11 protein-coding genes and 2 tRNA genes are annotated in these 16,640 nt (G+C 67.8%); 3 read left to right on the forward strand and 10 right to left on the reverse strand.

Annotated elements, in window-relative coordinates; genetic code table 11:
* Window positions 1-65: 65 nt before the first annotated feature.
* Both ACFVVC_RS20695 and ACFVVC_RS20700 read right to left on the reverse strand, forming a co-directional pair.
* Window positions 66-1,520 (reverse strand): dihydrolipoyl dehydrogenase family protein, encoded by a 1,455-nt coding sequence (locus ACFVVC_RS20695; RefSeq protein ID WP_387457746.1) that lies wholly within the window; start codon window positions 1,518-1,520, stop codon window positions 66-68.
* Window positions 1,521-1,596: 76 nt separating this feature from the next.
* Window positions 1,597-1,673, reverse strand: a tRNA-Arg gene (locus ACFVVC_RS20700).
* Window positions 1,674-1,950: 277 nt separating this feature from the next.
* Here ACFVVC_RS20700 and ACFVVC_RS20705 point away from each other — a divergent pair.
* Window positions 1,951-3,777, forward strand: a complete 1,827-nt coding sequence (locus tag ACFVVC_RS20705; RefSeq protein ID WP_387457749.1) for a phosphoenolpyruvate carboxykinase (GTP) — start codon at window positions 1,951-1,953, stop codon at window positions 3,775-3,777.
* Window positions 3,778-3,866: 89 nt separating this feature from the next.
* On the opposite strand, the gene ACFVVC_RS20710 is transcribed toward ACFVVC_RS20705, so the two are convergent.
* The 4 genes from ACFVVC_RS20710 to ACFVVC_RS20725 all read right to left on the reverse strand — a co-directional run bounded on the left by ACFVVC_RS20710 (window position 3,867) and on the right by ACFVVC_RS20725 (window position 7,553).
* Complete coding sequence (locus ACFVVC_RS20710; protein ID WP_387457752.1) at window positions 3,867-5,027, reverse strand: globin domain-containing protein; 1,161 nt, start codon at window positions 5,025-5,027, stop codon at window positions 3,867-3,869.
* Window positions 5,028-5,167: 140 nt separating this feature from the next.
* Window positions 5,168-5,617, reverse strand: coding sequence for an RrF2 family transcriptional regulator (locus ACFVVC_RS20715; protein ID WP_387457755.1), 450 nt, complete (start codon window positions 5,615-5,617; stop codon window positions 5,168-5,170).
* A gap of 13 nt (window positions 5,618-5,630) precedes the next feature.
* Window positions 5,631-6,128, reverse strand: coding sequence for a hypothetical protein (locus ACFVVC_RS20720; RefSeq protein WP_387457758.1), 498 nt, complete (start codon window positions 6,126-6,128; stop codon window positions 5,631-5,633).
* Between the two features lie 6 nt (window positions 6,129-6,134).
* Entirely contained in the window at window positions 6,135-7,553 is a 1,419-nt protein-coding gene (locus ACFVVC_RS20725; RefSeq protein ID WP_387457762.1) for a phosphomannomutase/phosphoglucomutase, read from the reverse strand.
* Window positions 7,554-7,704: 151 nt separating this feature from the next.
* On the opposite strand from ACFVVC_RS20725, the gene ACFVVC_RS20730 reads away from it, so the two are divergent.
* Window positions 7,705-9,903, forward strand: a complete 2,199-nt coding sequence (locus tag ACFVVC_RS20730) for a RecQ family ATP-dependent DNA helicase (protein ID WP_387457765.1) — start codon at window positions 7,705-7,707, stop codon at window positions 9,901-9,903.
* Here the strand turns inward: ACFVVC_RS20730 and ACFVVC_RS20735 are convergent.
* The 4 genes from ACFVVC_RS20735 to ACFVVC_RS20750 form a co-directional block, all read right to left on the reverse strand.
* The gene (locus tag ACFVVC_RS20735) at window positions 9,827-11,431 is read right to left on the reverse strand and encodes an MFS transporter (protein WP_387457768.1); all 1,605 of its coding nucleotides are present in this window, start codon (window positions 11,429-11,431) and stop codon (window positions 9,827-9,829) included. The two genes, ACFVVC_RS20730 and ACFVVC_RS20735, sit on opposite strands and share 77 nt — an antisense overlap.
* Window positions 11,432-11,655: 224 nt before the next feature.
* A tRNA-Ser gene (locus tag ACFVVC_RS20740) sits at window positions 11,656-11,743 on the reverse strand.
* A gap of 101 nt (window positions 11,744-11,844) precedes the next feature.
* On the reverse strand, window positions 11,845-12,279 hold the full coding sequence (locus ACFVVC_RS20745) for a GNAT family N-acetyltransferase (RefSeq protein ID WP_387457771.1): 435 nt from the start codon (window positions 12,277-12,279) through the stop codon (window positions 11,845-11,847).
* Window positions 12,280-12,374: 95 nt separating this feature from the next.
* A complete protein-coding gene (locus ACFVVC_RS20750) occupies window positions 12,375-14,624 on the reverse strand; it encodes a prolyl oligopeptidase family protein (protein ID WP_387457774.1) in 2,250 nt (749 codons plus the stop codon).
* Window positions 14,625-14,708: 84 nt separating this feature from the next.
* Here ACFVVC_RS20750 and ACFVVC_RS20755 point away from each other — a divergent pair, with 84 nt between their 5' ends.
* Window positions 14,709-16,640: an FAD/NAD(P)-binding protein gene (locus ACFVVC_RS20755; protein WP_387457777.1), complete on the forward strand. Its 1,932-nt coding sequence runs from the start codon at window positions 14,709-14,711 to the stop codon at window positions 16,638-16,640.

Below are 16,640 nucleotides of genomic sequence, written 5' to 3' on the forward strand. Positions count from 1 at the left end.
CTTGCCTTTCGCAGAAGAAGTCTGCCTCAAGACTAACCAAACTGACCGGTCAGTTCAAATAGGAGTCACAGGCCGTAGTTCTCCAGCAGCCGGAGCCAGACCTCGCTGATGGTGGGATAGGAAGGGACCGCGTGCCACAGCCGGTCCAGCGGGACCTCGCCCACCACTGCCACCGTGGCCGCATGCAGCAGCTCAGCCACGTCAGGCCCGGCGAAGGTGGCGCCCAGGAGGACCTTGCGGTCTTCGTCAACCACGAGCTGCGCCCACCCCTCGTAGTTTTCCGAGTGCAGGGAGGAGCCAGCCACCTGGATGGGCAGTTCCACGGATGAGGCGTTGTAGCCGTCCTTCCTGGCAGTCGCCAGGGTGCGCCCCACGCTGGCCAATTCCGGATCCGTGAAGACGACGCTGGGTACGGCGTGCTGGTTGGCGGTCTGGGCGCAGCGGGTCCAGTCGCCCGGGGCTCCCTTGAGCTCGCCCTTGGCCCGGGCGGCAATGGCGTCGCCGGTGGCGCGGGCCTCGTACTTGCCCTGGTGGGTGAAGAGGTTCTTGCCCGCGGCGTCCCCCACGGCATACAGCCAGTGGTCATTGCCGGGGGTTCCTTCCACGAGGCCCGTGGTGTCAGTGGACAGGCTCAGGTGTCCCGATTCACCGGGCTCGAAGCCCACGCTTTCCAGGCCCAGGCCTTCCAGTGCCGGGTGCCGGCCGGTGGAGACCAGGACCTTTTCCGCCGTGACGGTGGTTCCGTCGCCCAGGCTGACGGTGAGCGTCCCGTCGTCGTTCGCGGCGATGCGTTCGGTGGCCGTATGCAGCCGGAGGTTGACGCCGTCTGCCCGCAATCCAGCCGCCACCAGCGCTGCCGCTTCCTCCGGGAACGTGCCAAGCAGGCCGCTGCGCGCCACCAGGGTGACGCTTGAACCCAGGCGGGCAAAGGCCTGCGCCAGCTCCGTTCCGGCCACACCGCCGCCCAGGACCGCGAGGCGCTCAGGGATCTCAGCTGCCGACGTCGCTTCCCGGGTGCCCCAAACCTGCACGTCCTCCAGGCCCTCGATCGGAGGGGTGTTGGGGGTCGATCCGGTGGCCAGGACCACCGCGTGCCGGGCCCGCAGCAGGTGTTGGGTCCCGTCCAGTCCCGCCACCTCCACGGTCTTGGGCCCGGTCAGCCAGCCGTGGCCGCGCACCAGCTCGATGCCTGTGTCCTCCGCCCAGGCAACCTGGCTGTCGTCCTGCCAGTTGGACGTGAAGTAGTTGCGGCGGGACAGGACGGCGGCGGCGTCCAGGGTTCGGGTGACAGCTTCCTTGGCGCCAGGGGTGGTCTGCGCCCCATGCAGGGCGGTGCCGGGCCGGAGCAGTGCCTTGGACGGCATGCACGCCCAATAGGAGCATTCACCGCCGATGAGTTCCGCTTCCACCATGACGGCGCTCAGGCCCGCCTGGACCACGCGGCCCGCCACGTTTTCACCTACGGCGCCTGCGCCGATAACAACAACATCAAATTCGCGCTCAGCGGCCTCGGGCATCATGTGCACAGCCTAGCCGGGCCGTGGCGCCGGAACAGCACAAAAAAGGTCCGCACCGGCGAACCGGTGCGGACCTTGTTGGTGCGCCCAAAGGGATTCGAACCCCTGACCTTCTGTTCCGTAGACAGACGCTCTATCCAGCTGAGCTATGGGCGCATTCCGTGTCCCGGGAGAAGAACCGCTCTCCCCGAACCTCGAATTACTTTACGCGAGCCGGGGCCGTAGTGCCAAATCGAAACGCTTGTAATCTCCGCAACTAGACCGGTATAGGTGACCTTTGTCACTTAATCGGTGATTCTGCGGCAAAAATTCCCTGAATTTCCGCGGAATTCACTTTTCGTGACCGGAGATGTCAGTCAAGCTCCCCAAAAACTCCAGTGGTCCGGACCATAGCATTTAGCTCACACCGATGAACCCGAGGAAGGGAACTGCAATGGGCGATCTGGCGCAGAAGCCGCTGCTTGAGAAAGCACCCACCACACATGCCGGCTTGCTGGCATGGGTCGAAGAGGTTGCTGAGCTTACGCAGCCGGACCGCATCTACTGGGTTGACGGGTCCGAAGAGGAAAACACCCGCCTGACCGACGAACTCGTCGCCGCCGGAACGCTCACGCGCCTCAACCAGGACCTGTTCCCGAATTCCTTCGCCGCGTTCTCGGATCCCGCCGACGTTGCCCGCGTCGAGGAACAGACCTTCATCTGCTCGGAAAACAGGCGTGACGCCGGCTTCACCAACAACTGGATGGACCCGCGCGAGATGAAGGACAAGCTGCGCGGGCTCTTCGCCGGTTCCATGCGCGGCCGCACCATGTACGTCATCCCGTTCGTCATGGGCCACCTGGATGCCGAGGACCCCAAGTTCGGCGTGGAAATCACCGACAGCGCCTACGTTGTTGCTTCCATGCGAATCATGGCCCGCATTGGCACGGATGTCCTGAACCGGATCACCGAGACCAACGCCTTCTTCGTTCCGGCCCTGCATTCCCTGGGTGCTCCGCTGGCGCCGGGCGAGGATGACGTCCCGTGGCCGTGCAACCCGGACAAGTGGATCGTCCACTTCCCCGAAGAACGCTCCATCTGGTCCTTCGGCTCCGGTTACGGCGGCAACGCGCTGCTGGGCAAGAAGTGCTACGCCCTGCGCATCGCCTCCGTCATGGCCCGCGACGAGGGCTGGCTGGCGGAGCACATGCTCATCCTTAAGCTGACTTCCCCCGAGCAGAAGACGTACTACATCTCCGCGGCCTTCCCCTCTGCCTGCGGCAAGACCAACCTCGCCCTGCTGGATCCCACCATCAAGGGCTGGAAGGTGGAAACCCTCGGTGACGACATCACCTGGATGCGGTTTGGCAAGGAAGGCGAGCTGCGCGCGGTCAACCCTGAAGCGGGCCTCTTCGGCGTCGCACCCGGTACCGGCTGGGGCACCAACCCCAACGCCATGCGGGCCATCGCCAAGGGCAGCAGCATCTTCACCAACGTGGCGCTGACCGACGACGGCGGCGTGTGGTGGGAGGGCATGACGGACGAGGTGCCCGCGCACCTTACCGACTGGCAGGGCAACTCCTGGACGCCGGATTCGGATAAGCCCGCAGCCCACCCGAACTCCCGCTTCTGCACCCCGATCGACCAGATCGACATGCTGGCCGAGGAGTACTTCAGCCCCGACGGCGTGGAGCTCTCCGCGATCCTGTTCGGCGGCCGTCGGAAGACCACCATTCCACTGGTCACCGAGGCCCGCAGCTGGTCCAACGGCATCTTCATGGGCTCCACGCTGTCCTCGGAAACCACCGCCGCCGCTGCCGGCGCGGTGGGCGTGGTCCGGCGCGACCCCATGGCCATGCTGCCCTTCATCGGCTACGACGCAGGCGACTACCTGAACCACTGGGTCAACCTGTCCGCCAAGGCAAATCCGGAGCGCCTGCCCAAGATCTTCCTGGTCAACTGGTTCCGCCGTAACTCCGAAGGCGGCTTCGCCTGGCCTGGATTCGGCGACAATGCCCGAGTGCTCAAATGGGCCATCGAGCGCCTTGAAGGCACGGCAGACGCCGTCGAAACCCCCATCGGCTACGTGCCCACCGGCGAGGCCATCGACCTCGAGGGCCTGGACATGACGGCCGCGCAGGTCGAGGAAGCCGTCAAGGTCGATCCCGCCGAATGGGCCACCGAGCTGGCCTCCATTGAAGACTGGTTCGCCAACTTCGGCGGCTCGCTGCCCGAAGCCCTGCAGTCCGAACTGGCAGGCCTGAAGGCCCGCCTTTCGTAACATGAAGTACGACGACGGCCCCGCACCTTTTCCGAAAGGTGCGGGGCCGTCGTCGTCCCGTGGGCCCAGGAGCGGGCCCAGGGGTTAAATCAGCTCGCGAGCCAGATGTCCGGGCCGAAGACCTCATAGTGGATGCTGGTGGCGGGAATGCCGGCGTTGATGGCCTCGTTGCGGATGTTTTTCATGAAAGGCAGCGGGCCGCAGAGGTAGAGGGACGCGTCGGCAGGGAGGTCCACTTCGCGCAGGGACATGAAGCCTTCCTTGGTGCCGTCCACCGGCTGCTCCAGCCAAAGTTGCAGCTCGGCGCCGTCCAGGCGTTCGACGTCGGTGGTCATCTGGCTGCGCAGGGCCCAGCTGTCCAGGGTGCTTTCGGCGTGGAGTACCAGCACCTGCCGGTCAGAGCCGGACTCGGCCAGCGACCGCAGGATGGACGCGGTGGGGGTGCAGCCGATGCCCGCGGAGGCCAGGACCACCGGGCCGTCGCCGTCCTTGAGCGTGATCTCACCGAAGGGGTTGGAGATCTCGACGACGTCGCCCACCTGGACGGTGTGGTGCAGGACGGGGGAGACCTCGCCGCCGTCGTCGAGTTTGGTGGTGAAGGTCCGGCTGGTGCCGGCATCGCCGGAGAGCGAGTACTGCCGCACCTGCCGCAGGCCGTCCGGGAGGGCCACCTTCACGCTGATGTACTGTCCGGGCAAGGCTTCGGTGACCGGGGTGTCATCCGCCGGTTCCAGGGTGAAGGTCATGGAACCGGTTCCGGCGGGGGCTTTCGCCGCAACCCGCCACGGCGTCCACATCTTGTCGTTGGCCTGGGCCGCGTAGAGCCCCTTCTCGAGCTTGATCAGGGCATCTGCCATGAGCCAGTAGACCTCGGTCCAGGCCTCAGCGATCTCCGGCGTGATCACCTCGGCCAGGTCTTCGGCGATGGCGGCGAACAGGTGCTCGTAGACCACCTGGTACTGCGGCGCGGTGATGCCCAGGGAGGCGTGCCGGTGGGCGATGCGGGAAAGGACCGTCTCCGGCAGGGTGCCCGGATTGTTGACCAGGTGGGTGGCGAAGGCTGCGATGCTGCCGGCGAGGGCCTGCTGCTGGTTCCCGGAGCGCTGGTTGGAGCGGCTGAACAGGCCATCCATCAGTTCGGGGTGCGCCGCGAAAAGACGGGCGTAAAAGTTCGGGGTGATGGATCCGATCCTGGAGCCGACCAGCGGCAGGGTGGCCTCAATGACGGGGCGGGATTTGTCCGAGAGCATCTGAAACTCCTGAGGTTATGGCCGGGGCCTTCGTCCGGCCGGATGAAAACTCGTATTTGAAATACAAGTATTTCTGCCTCAGTTCTACACTGTGTAGAAGTTTGAAATCAAACTGGTAGTCGACCCCCGGATGCGTGGGGCTACAACCCCGGGCGGAGGCCGATCACCTGGAATACGGGAGCCATCTGGCGGGCCTGGGGAAGGTCGGCGATCACCACGGAGTCGAGCTCTGCGTAGAAGGCTTCCCGGGCGCGGGCCAGGGCGCTGCGGAGCCGGCATTCCGTGATCAGCGGGCAGTTGCCGGCCGGCGATACGCAATCGGCCGGATCGGCCCGGGAATCGAGTTGCCGCAGGATCTGCCCCACACTGGCGACGCGCCCGGCATGGCTGAGCTGGGACCCGCCCAACCGGCCCCGGACAACCTCAATCAGCCCCAGGCTCCGCAGCTTGGCCATCGCCTTGCTGACATGGTTGTAGGGCGTCCCCACCGAGTCCGCGATGCTCTGGGTAGTCAGCAGGGTGCCATCCGGGACCGCTGCGAGCACCATGAGTGCCCGCAGGCTGACGTCGGCGAAGGCGTTGATCTTCACGGCTGCCGCTGGTCTAGTCCACCCAGATGGCGGGCTCGCTGGCATCCGCGCCCAGCTCGCCAAAATCCCAGGACTGGGTGCTGGGGTTGGCGGCATACGGCAGGACAGCAGCGAACAGGGAACCGTCCCGGTGCTCGGCGGCGACATGGATGGCGTCGGAATCCTCTTCCACCAGCAGGATGTCGCACACGACGGCGGCGGCACGGAAGTCGTCCCGGTTCTGCCGCAGGAGCGCCTGGAGGTCGTGGATCATGGCCTCGGCGTCGAAATCCCCGTCCGTGTCCTCCCCGGCCTCCGCCGGGGAGACGGCAACCAGCCGCACCTCGCCGTCGTTCTGGACCGTAAGCGCGAAGGGCAGGAAGCCGCCGTTGCGCTGGAGCTGCTCCTGGGCCGCGCTGACACCCGTCCCCAGGAGGTTCTCCAGGTCGGTTGCCGTGGCTTCCGGAACAGAATCGCGCCAGCTCTCCTGGCCGCCGGAGCCCTCCGTTGCCTGCCCGGTGTGGTCAGCCATCCGCTGCTAGGCCCGTACCAGCGAGAGGACGCGGTCGCGCACGCGCTCCATGGTGGCCCGGTCCGTCGCCTCGGCGTTGAGCCGCAGGAACGGTTCGGTGTTGGAGGGGCGGAGGTTGAACCAGTAGCTGCCGTCGTTGGCCGTGAACGTGCTGCCGTCCAGGGTGTCGATGGTGAGGTCCTCGTCCGCGAAGGCCTGGCGTACCCGCTCCACCGCCGCCGGCTTGTCCTCCACCTCGGAGTTGATCTCGCCGGAGCTGACGTAGGGCTCGTATTCGCGTGCCAGATCGGACAGCGGCCCGTCCTGCTCGCCCAGTGCTGCCAGGACATGCATGGCTGCCAGCATGCCGGTGTCCGCGTTCCAGAAATCGCGGAAGTAGAAGTGCGCGGAGTGTTCGCCGCCGAACACGGCGCCTTCCTCGGCCATGACCGCCTTGATGAACGAGTGGCCCACGCGGGTCCGGACAGCCCGTCCGCCGTCGTGCTCCACCAGCTCGGCGACGGCGCGGGAGGTGAGGAGGTTGTGGATGATCGTAGGCTTTTCCTCACCCTGTGCCTTGGCGCGGGCGATCTCGCGGCGCGCCACCATCCCGGTGATGGCCGACGGCGACACGGGCTCGCCCTTTTCGTCGATGACGAAGCAGCGGTCTGCGTCGCCGTCGAACGCCAGGCCGATGTCCGCACCGTGCTTGATGACCGCGGCCTGGAGGTCGCGGAGGTTCTCCGGCTCCAGCGGGTTGGCGGGGTGGTTGGGAAAGGAACCATCCAGTTCGAAGTACAGCGGGACAATGTCGAACGGCAGTTTGTGCAGCAGGGCGTCGCCCAGTACGGCGGGAGTGGTCAGGCCTGCCATGCCGTTGCCTGCGTCCACCACCACCTTCAGCCGGCGGGAGGCCGAGAGGTCAACCAGCTTGCGGAGGTACTCGGAGTAATCCTTCAGGACGTCGCGGACGCTGATGTTTCCACGGGCGCCGGCGGCGGGGATGGACCCGGCGTTGAGGTACTGCTCCGCAAGGGCCTGGATCTCCTTCAGGCCGGTTTCGGAGGAAATCGGGACGGCGCCGGCCTTGGACATCTTGATGCCGTTGTAGGCGGCAGGGTTGTGGCTGGCGGTGAAGGTTGCGCCGGCGCGGTTCAGGAAACCGCAGGCAAAATACAGCTCATCGGTGGAGATCAGGTCCAGCAGCTCCACGTTGGCGCCCCGCGTTGCGGCTCCGTTGGCGAAGGCCTTGGTGAACTCGGGGGAGGAGGGGCGCATGTCGCCGCCCACCACGATGGTCTGGCCTTCGAGCTTGAGGACATCCACGAACGCGGCCCCCACGGCTTCGACGATTTCGGCGGTGATCGATTCGCCCACAATCCCACGGACGTCGTAGGCCTTGAAGGATGCCGAGAGATCAAATGTCGTTGTCTGTTCGCTAGTCACGGGCTTTATCTTACGTGGGCGGCGGACGCAGCCAAGCTGGCTCCGGGCGCACTTTCGTAACAGCTGCGCGCTTTCGGGCGCACCGGCCGCCGCTTTCCACATAGCAGTCCGGGCTGTGCCCGCTGTCAGGGGGTGCTGGGATACTGAATCAATGGCCGATAACCAGTACACGTCCACACTCTCCGCCCCCACCCTTGCAGCAGGTCAAGATGCCCCGGGCACCGCCACCCACGCCGAGGCCCTCGAGGTCCTTCGCGGCCTGGTGGGGCACCCGGGTGCAGTGTTCCACGACGGGCAGTTTGAGGCCATTGAGGCATTGGTCGACGCCGGGAGGCGGGCTTTGGTGGTCCAGCGCACCGGCTGGGGCAAGTCCGCCGTCTACTTCGTGGCCTCCCTGCTGCTGCGGCGCCGGGGCGCTGGCCCCACGCTGATCGTCTCGCCCTTGCTCGCCCTCATGCGCGACCAGGTGGCCGCCGCTGCGAGGGCCGGGGTGCGGGCCGTGGCCATCAACTCCGCCAACCAGCTGGAGTGGGACACTGTCCGTGAGCAGTTGGCTGCCGATGAAGTGGACGTCCTCCTGGTCTCCCCGGAACGGCTGACCAATCCTGCCTTCCGTGAAAACCAGTTGCCCGAACTCCTCCGCCGGACCGGCCTGCTGGTGATAGACGAAGCCCACTGCATCTCCGACTGGGGCCACGACTTCCGCCCCGACTACCGCCGCATCGCCGACCTCATCACGCGGTTGCCTGATTCTGTGCCGGTCCTGGCCACCACCGCAACGGCCAATTCGCGGGTGGTGCACGATATCGAAGAGCAACTCGGTGCAGGGGTCCTGACCATCCGCGGCGCGCTGGGCCGTGATTCGCTGCGGCTCGGCGTCCTGTCACTTCCCGATTCCAAAGCGCGCCTGGGCTGGCTGCTGACGCACCTCTCAGACCTCCCCGGCAGCGGCATCATCTACACCCTGACGGTGTCCGCAGCGGAAGACACCGCCAGGCTGCTGGCCGAGGCAGGGCACCACGTGCTTGCCTACACCGGCCGGACCGATCCGGCCGACCGGGAAAGGGCGGAGCAGCTGCTGAAGGACAACGCGGTCAAGGCGCTGGTGGCCACGTCGGCACTGGGCATGGGCTTCGACAAGCCGGACCTTGGCTTCGTTGTCCACCTGGGGGCCCCGTCGTCGCCCGTGGCTTACTACCAGCAGGTGGGCCGTGCGGGCCGTGGCGCCGCCAATGCCGACGTCCTGCTGCTGCCCGGCTCCGAGGACCGCGAAATCTGGCAATACTTCGCCACCGCATCCATGCCGTCCGAGGAGAAAGCCGGGGCCGTACTGACCGCCCTGGCCGAGGCCGGAACGGCCCTGTCAACGGTGGCGCTGGAAGCAAGGGTGGACCTTCGGCGCACCCCGCTCGAGTTGTTGCTGAAGGTACTTTCCGTGGACGGCGCCGTGGAACGGGTCGGCGGCGGGTGGCGCGCCACCGGACAGCCCTGGACCTACGACGCCGAACGCTACAGCCGGATCGCCGAGGCGCGCGTGGACGAGCAGGACTCCATGGTCATCTACCAGGACACGGCGGGCTGCCGGATGGAGTACATCACCTCGGTCCTGGACGATGAGACGGCGCGGCCCTGCGGCCGGTGCGACAACTGTGCAGGCCAATGGTTCCCCGCCGACGTCGCGGCCGAGGCCACAGCAGCCGCCGGCCAGACTCTGAGCATGGCGGGCGGAGTCCTGGAGCCGCGCCTGCAGTGGCCCAGCGGCATGGACCGCCTGGGAGTTCCGGCGAAGGGCAAGCTCAAGCCAGGGGAAGGCCTCGCGGACGGGCGGGTCCTCGCCCGCCTGACGGACCTGGGCTGGGGCGGGGCCTTGCGGGAGGTGTTCGCCGCCGGCGCGCAGGACCGGCCGGTGGATCCCGGGATGCTGCAGGCCTGCGTGCAGGTGCTGCGCGAATGGGGCAGCGGGGACGCCCGGAACCCGGGGTGGAGCGGAGCCGGCAGGCCAGCTGCGATCGTCAGCATCCCCTCCCGGAGCAAGCCGCAGCTGGTGGGTTCGCTGGCCCGCGGGATCTCGGATATCGGGCGGATCCCCTACCTTGGTGAGCTGCAGTTGGCGCACGGCGGTCCCACCGGAGGCCGTGGCGGCAACAGCGCCTACCGGCTGGCCGGCGTGTGGGACCGGCTGGTGGTGGGTCCGGAGCTTGAAGCGGCCCTGCAGTCAGCCCAAGGCCAGCCGGTCATGCTGATTGACGACCTCGTTGACAGCCGGTGGACCCTTACGGTCGCCGGGCGCTCCCTTCGGCAGGCCGGGGCGGGAGCGGTGCTTCCTTTGGTGCTGGCGCAGGCGGGCTGACGGCAGGCCGCCCGGTCACAGTGCCAGGGCCGCCGGCTGCCGTGCCTGCTGCGGCTGATGTGGCGGTCGAGCTTGCTGTGCCGGTCCGGTGGCCGGAGTCTCTCCGGTGTCCCCGCTGGCTTACCGACGCCCCGGCGTGCCGCGGCAGCAGCATGCTGTCCGCGGTGCTGGCCAGCATCAGCACGGCCATGGCCAGGAACGCGGCCCGGAATGGTCCGGCGGCATCCTGGTGCCCCAGGGAAACCCCGTCAAACGTCCGGATCAGCAGCGCTGCAACGGCGATTCCCGAGCCTGTGGCGAGCTGCACCAGGGTCGCCGACACTGTGTTGGCGGAGGTGAGTTGTGCCGGCGGGATGTCCGCGTACTGGACCGACGCATATGACGAAAAGCCGATGGAGCGGAAGGCCCCGCTGCACACCAGCTGCGCGAACATCAGGGCTTCCGGGGTGTCCGGAGTCAGCAGGGCGCAAGCGGCGAAGGTCACGGCCGACGCCAGCGAGGCAAACACCAGCATCGCCTTGAAGCCAAACTTCCGGATCAGGGGCGTGGTGGCAGGCTTGATGCCGATGTTGCCGATGAACACTGCGGCCACGAGTGCGCCGGCATGCAGGGGAGTCCAGCCGAATCCGGTCTGGAACATCAGCGGCAACAAGAACGGGACCGAGCTGATGGTTACCCGGTACACGAAACCGCCGGTAGCCATGGCGCGGAAGGTCCGGGCGCGAAAGACTTGCAGGTTGAACAGCGGATGCGGGGTGCGCCGCATCCATATCACGGCCCCCGTAAGTGCTGCGGCCCCGGTGGCGGCGCTGATCCCGGCCCAGGGCAGTTCGGGGTGGCTGCTGGCAAGCTCCAGGCCGGCCACGAGCGCTCCTACCCCGACGGTGGTCAGGGCCATGCCGGGCCAGTCCAAGCGCCGGCCCGGATCGCCTGGCGCCACCGGGACCAGCCGGAGCGAGGCCAGGAACGCGGCGGCACCGAGCGGAAGGTTGACCAGGAAAATCCAGTGCCAGGACAGGTAGGTGGTGAGCGCACCGCCCACCAGCGGGGCGAGGACCGGGGCCAGGAGCCCGGGCCACACCAGGAACGCGGTGGCGCGAAGCAACTCGGACTTCGGGGTGCCGCGAAGGACCACCAGGGTTCCCACCGGGACCATCATGGCGCCTCCCGCCCCCTGGGCAATACGGCTCAAGGTCAGGGTGGTGAGGTCCTGGCTGAGGGCGCAGGCCAGCGAAGCGGCGGTGAAGACGGCGATGGCCAGGCAGAAGATCCGGCGCGCACCAAAGCGTTCCGCCAGCCAGCCGCTGAGGGGAATGCCGATGGCCACCGTCAGCAGGTACGCGGTCATGGTGACGTTCACGTCCGCGGCGGGGATGGCGAAGTCCGCGGAAATGCTGGGGATGGCGGTGGTGAGGACCGTTCCGTCAAGGAACTCCATGAAGAAGGTCGCCGCCACCAGGAGTGCCAGGCGAGGATTCCATGCCGTCCGGGTGCCTTCGGGCCGGGGTAAGTTGCTGCGTGCCGCCATGGGCCAATCCTGCCACTGACCCCGGAACGGCGCCCTCCGCGTCCGGCTACCGGACAGCGTTTTCCGAATGGGCGGGGCGCAACGTCCGGCGTATCAGAAGCTCGTTCGCGTCTGCCGACACTTCAAGGTGATGATTCGCGAACTGGCTTAGGACTGGCCAGGGGCGCTCCTGAAGCCAGGCCAGGGAACGCAAAAGGCCCCGGTCCAGGGACCGGGGCCAAACGCGGAGACGGGGGGATTTGAACCCCCGGTGGAGTTGTGCCCCACACTTCATTAGCAGTGAAGCCCATTCGGCCGCTCTGGCACGTCTCCAATTGCTATTCCTAGCCCACCAAGGATACGCAGATCCGGCCATGCAGTGCAAAACGGTGCCCGGCCAGGCATGCGGCCCGGGAAACCGGCGCCGGGAGGTCCTAGGGGAGGCCTTGCCCGGCGCGGACCATCCGGATTTCCGGCAGATCCTCCCAGTCGGCAAGAACATCCTTGGCGCCGTCAGGTTCAAAGCCGAAGCGGCGGTAGAAACCGATGGCGTTGCTGTTCGCCGCCGCCACCCAGAGGCTCGCCGCCTGGGTGCCCAGCGCAGCGGTCAGCAGTTGGCCGCCAAGGCCCAGGCGTTGGTGCGAGGCCAGCACATACAACCCCCAGAGCTCCAGGTCGCCGGAAGTCGGCGGCGGGTGCCCTTCGGGGGAGCCCGGGGCGGGCAGCCGCCGCCGCCCGGCGAAACCGACGATCGTCGCGCCGTCGCAGGCCACCCACGCCTCGGCGGGGTCCGGACGGTCCAGCAGGTGCTGCCACAGGGCAAGCCGGCCTGCGGGATCCACCGAGCCAAGGAAAGCATCGGTCAACATGCCCCTGTACGTTTCACGCCAGCAGCGGAGGTGTACCTGGGCCACCTGCTCAACGTCCGCGGCCACAGCCCTCCGGACCGCCATCCCGGCCGCCATCAGCCCGCCAGGGCCTTCCAGAGGAAATGCTGGCTGCGGGCCTGCAGTGCCGCCGCCTGCCGGTTGTCGGAGGCGCCGGCGTGGCCGCCCTCCAAAGCTTCGTGGAACCACACGTTGGGGATCCCCATGGCCAGCATCCGGGCGGCCATCTTCCGCGCCTGCACCGGGCCCACCCGGTCGTCCGAGGTGGCCGTCCAAATGAAGGTTTCCGGGTACTCCACCGCGTCCTTGAGCAGGTGGTACGGCGAAAAGGTCCTGATGTACTCCCACTGCTCGGGAACATCCGGGTCGCCGTACTCGGCGATCCAGGAATGCCCGGCAGACAGCTTGGTGTAGCGGCGCATGTCCAGCAGCGGCACACCGCAGGAAACCGCCCTGAACAGTTCCGGGTACCGGGTGAGCATGTTCCCCACCAGGAGCCCGCCGTTGGAGCCGCCCACGCAACCGAGCCGCCGCGGCGAGGTCACTCCGCGCGAGATCAGGTCCCGGGCCACCGCTGCGAAGTCCTGGTAGGCCTTGTGCCGGTTTTCCTTCAGGGCGGCACGGTGCCAGGCCGGCCCGTACTCGCCGCCGCCGCGGATGTTCGCCACCACGTACACCCCGCCGCGCGAGTGCGGCGACTTCCCGTCGCTGCCGTCCGACAAAGCCGTCCTGCGCTCCAGCCACGCCCTGCCGACCGTGCCGCTGTACGCGGGGGTCCGGGAGACCTCAAACCCGCCGTAGCCGGAGAGCTGGGTGGGGTTCTGCCCGTCCAAAGCCAGCCCGCGCGGGGCTACCTGGAAATACGGGACCCGGGTCCCGTCGTCGGACACGGCGAAGTGCTGCTCCACCTCATAGTCGCCGTCAGCGAAGAACGACGGCGAGGCCTTGATGGCCGCGTGCCGGCTCACCACACCGGGCGTTCCGTCGGCCTCCCCGTCCCGGGCGCTCCGCTCCAGGGTGCCGCGCATCAGGGTTGTGGGGGTGGTGAAGCCCGTGGCGATGAGCCAAAAGTCATCACCCGCGCCGCCGTTGGCTGCTTCGTCGTCCTCGTCGTCCACGGCGTACGCGTTCACGTCGTGCAGCGGCGGGCAGGCGTCCAGGGGAGTGGCCGCCCAGCCGTCGTGGGCCGGCCGGGAGGGATCCAGCACGCGGATCTCGGAGGAAACGTCCCTGAGCAGGTTGAGCAGCAGGAAGTTCCGGGTCCAGCTCCAGGACTGCAGCGAGGTGTGGGCATCGGGCGTGAACAGGACCGTGAGTTCCCGGTTGCCCGCGAGGTAGTCCTCGAACCCGGCGGCGAGGAGGGCGCCGGACGGGTAGGTGGTGCCGTCCACAGCCCAGTCCTGCTGGGGACGGAAGAGCAGCCATTCGCGGTGGGCGCTCACGTTGACGTCCGTGGGCACGTCGATCGGCACCCACTCGTCGCCCCGCAGCACCAGGTTGGTGCGGTTGAAGAAGTCGATGTAGTCCACCGCGAAGGTGCGCTCAAAGCCGGGGGTGGAATCATGCGCCACGATGGCCATCATGTGGTCCTCGGGCACCTCGAATAGGCGTGGGGCGCCGGCCAGGGAATCGCCGCGCTTGAGGGTCACCGCGGTCCGGGCGTACGAGGACGCCGTCCTGGGCAGGCCCTCCGCGGTGGAGGCAACCAGCAGGGTGTCCGCGTCCAGCCATGACACGTTGCCTTTGGCGGTCGGGAGGTCGAATCCGCCCTCCGCCGGATCCACGAAGCCGCGTGCCTCGACGTCGAACTCGCGGTACCGGTTCGCGTCGCCGCCGTCGGGGGAGAGGGCCAGCAAGGCCAGCCGGTAGGGCTCGCCCGCGGCCGGACGCAGGAACGTGGCGCCGTGGAACACCCACTCTTCGCCCTCGGCCTCGGCCAGGGCATCAATGTCCAGCAGGACGTCCCACTCCGGGGAATCGGTGCAGTAGCTCTCCCAGGAGGTGCGCCGCCAGAGGCCCTTGGGGTTCTGCCGGTCCTTCCAGAAGTTGTAGTACCAGTCGCCGCGCTTGCCCACCATGGCGATCCGGTCGGTGGAGTCCAGGACTTCGAGGATGCCCGCTTCCAGTTCCGCGTAGTCAGAGCCCTCGAGCAGGTCCTCGGTGCGGGAGTTCTGCTCCTTGACCCAGGCCAGCTGCTCCTCGCCGTAGATGTCCTCCAGCCACACATTCTCGTCGACTGGTTCGGGAGCGGAGCCCGGGGACGGGGTAGCGGTGGTGTCCCGGCCGGGACCGGGAACGGACGCTTGATCAGCTGCTGTGGTGGTCATGCGCCCCATCCAAACAACATCCCCCAAAGCTGGCAAGTCAAGCGTGCGGGGCACCGGTTGCGCTGAGCCCGTACGCTGGATGGCGTGGAATTATCGCAGAGCACCCGGGCCGTCATCATCGGCGCCGGCCCCCGGGGCACCAGCGTGCTGGAGCGGCTGCTCGCCCACGCGGCAGCGGCGGGGCGCCCCGTGCGGCTGCGCATCGACGTCGTGGATCCGTACCCGGCGGGCCCAGGCCATGTCTGGCAGCCGGGCCAGTCCCGGCTGTTCCTCATGAACACCCAGTCGTTCTACCCCACCCTGGTTCCCCAGGACCCGTCGCTGCCGGCCCCGGTTGCCGGCACCACGTTCGATCAATGGCGGCTGAGGCAGCAGCAGGATCCGCTGCCGGACCTCACCGATGACGAGCGGGCCGAAATCGCGGTGCTGGGTTCGCGGGATTTCCCCAGCCGTGCCCTGTACGGCCGGTACCTTCGCAGCACCCTGGCGGACGTGCTGGCCAAGGCCCCCGACGGCGTCACCATCGAATTCCACGAAACGTCCGCCTTGTGGGTGCGCCCCGCCGGGGACGGAAGGTTCGACGTCGGACTGGCTGCCGGGGAAACCATCAGGGCCAACTCCGTGGTGCTCGCCCTGGGGCACATCCCGTCCCGCCTGAACCCGGAACAGCGCGACCTCCAGGATTCGGCCGCGCGGCTGGGTTTGCAGTACTTTCCGCCGGCGGCGCCCGCGGATGTGGACTGGTCCCGGATCCCGGCCGGCGAACCTGTCCTGGTCCGCGGCATGGGACTGAATTTCTTTGACACCATGGGACAGCTCACCGAAGGCCGCGGCGGGAAGTTCGTCTCCAGCGGCAACCGGCTCGAGTACGAAGCCTCCGGCCAGGAGCCGGTGATCATTGCGGCTTCCCGGCGCGGCACCCCGTACCGCGCCAAGGCAGCCTTGGACGGCTACTACGCCCCCTCTGTCAGGCTGCGCTACCTCACCGAGGCCGCGATCGGACGGCTGGCCAAGGCAGGAATCCGGCCCTCGTTCGACCACGACCTGTGGCCGTTGCTGTACCGCGACGCCTTGTGGGCCTACTACTCCACGCTGGTGCGCTCGCAGCCGGGAGCAGTGCCGGACGCGCCGGCATTCCTTGCCGCGCTGGAGGAAGCCCTGCAGCCGCATGCGCACAGCGCCGTGAAGTGGGAGGACGGGGTGGACAGTGTCCTTGCCGTCCACGTCGGCCCCAGGCACCGCCTGGACCTGCTGGGACTGGCGGCTCCGTTGGCCGGCCGTTCGTTTGCTTCCCGGGCCGGGCACGACGCCGCCGTGGTGGAATTCCTGCTCGACGACGCACGCCGTTCCGCGCTGGGCGAGGACGATCCGGTCAAGATGGCCATCGGTGCCCTGCACCACGGACGCGCCGTCCTCAAAACGGCAGTGGCCGATGGCGGCATCACCGACGAATCCTGGGTGGCCGGACTCCGCGGCTGGTTCGAGTCCTTCGTGGAGGGCCTGGCCAGCGGGCCGCCGGCGCTCCGTTCCGAACAGCTCGCCGCGCTCGCCCGGGCCGGGGTGGTCAGCTTTGTTGGGCCGGACCCCAAGTTCGGTGTGGACCGGAAATCGGCGGAGTTTACGGCTTCGTCACCGTGGGTTTCCGGGCCGCCGGCAAGGGCGCGGACCATGGTGGAAGCGCTGGCCCCTGGCAACCGGGTATCAGCCAACGAATCCCCCCTTCTCGAACAGCTGCTGGCCGACGGGCTGGTCCGATCCAAGCTGATGATGACCGCCGAAGGCGCCCCGGTGGAGTCCACCGGACTGGACGTGGAGCCCCACCCCTACCGGCCGGTGGGGGCCAACGGGTCGGTGACGGCGGGCTTGTTCGTGCTGGGACTGCAGCTGTCATCGGCACAATGGGGCACCGCCATCGCCGCCGAAGCCTTCCAGGAGGGCGGCCCCGCCTACCGCAGCGGCCAGCGCACCCTCCGCGATGCCGACGAAATCGCGGCGGCCATCCTCAACAGGGGTTAA

The sequence above is a fragment of the Pseudarthrobacter sp. NPDC058196 genome (assembly GCF_042882685.1).
Lineage (GTDB): Bacteria > Actinomycetota > Actinomycetes > Actinomycetales > Micrococcaceae > Arthrobacter.

Coding starts and splice junctions, on each gene's coding strand:
- ACFVVC_RS20750 (WP_387457774.1), bottom strand. CDS start 14,624: ATGACCACCACAGCAGCTGATCAAGCGTCCGTTCCCGGTCCCGGCCGG.
- ACFVVC_RS20745 (WP_387457771.1), bottom strand. CDS start 12,279: ATGTTGACCGATGCTTTCCTTGGCTCGGTGGATCCCGCAGGCCGGCTT.
- ACFVVC_RS20710 (WP_387457752.1), bottom strand. CDS start 5,027: ATGCTCTCGGACAAATCCCGCCCCGTCATTGAGGCCACCCTGCCGCTG.
- ACFVVC_RS20730 (WP_387457765.1), top strand. CDS start 7,705: ATGGCCGATAACCAGTACACGTCCACACTCTCCGCCCCCACCCTTGCA.
- ACFVVC_RS20720 (WP_387457758.1), bottom strand. CDS start 6,128: ATGGCTGACCACACCGGGCAGGCAACGGAGGGCTCCGGCGGCCAGGAG.
- ACFVVC_RS20735 (WP_387457768.1), bottom strand. CDS start 11,431: ATGGCGGCACGCAGCAACTTACCCCGGCCCGAAGGCACCCGGACGGCA.
- ACFVVC_RS20695 (WP_387457746.1), bottom strand. CDS start 1,520: ATGATGCCCGAGGCCGCTGAGCGCGAATTTGATGTTGTTGTTATCGGC.
- ACFVVC_RS20705 (WP_387457749.1), top strand. CDS start 1,951: ATGGGCGATCTGGCGCAGAAGCCGCTGCTTGAGAAAGCACCCACCACA.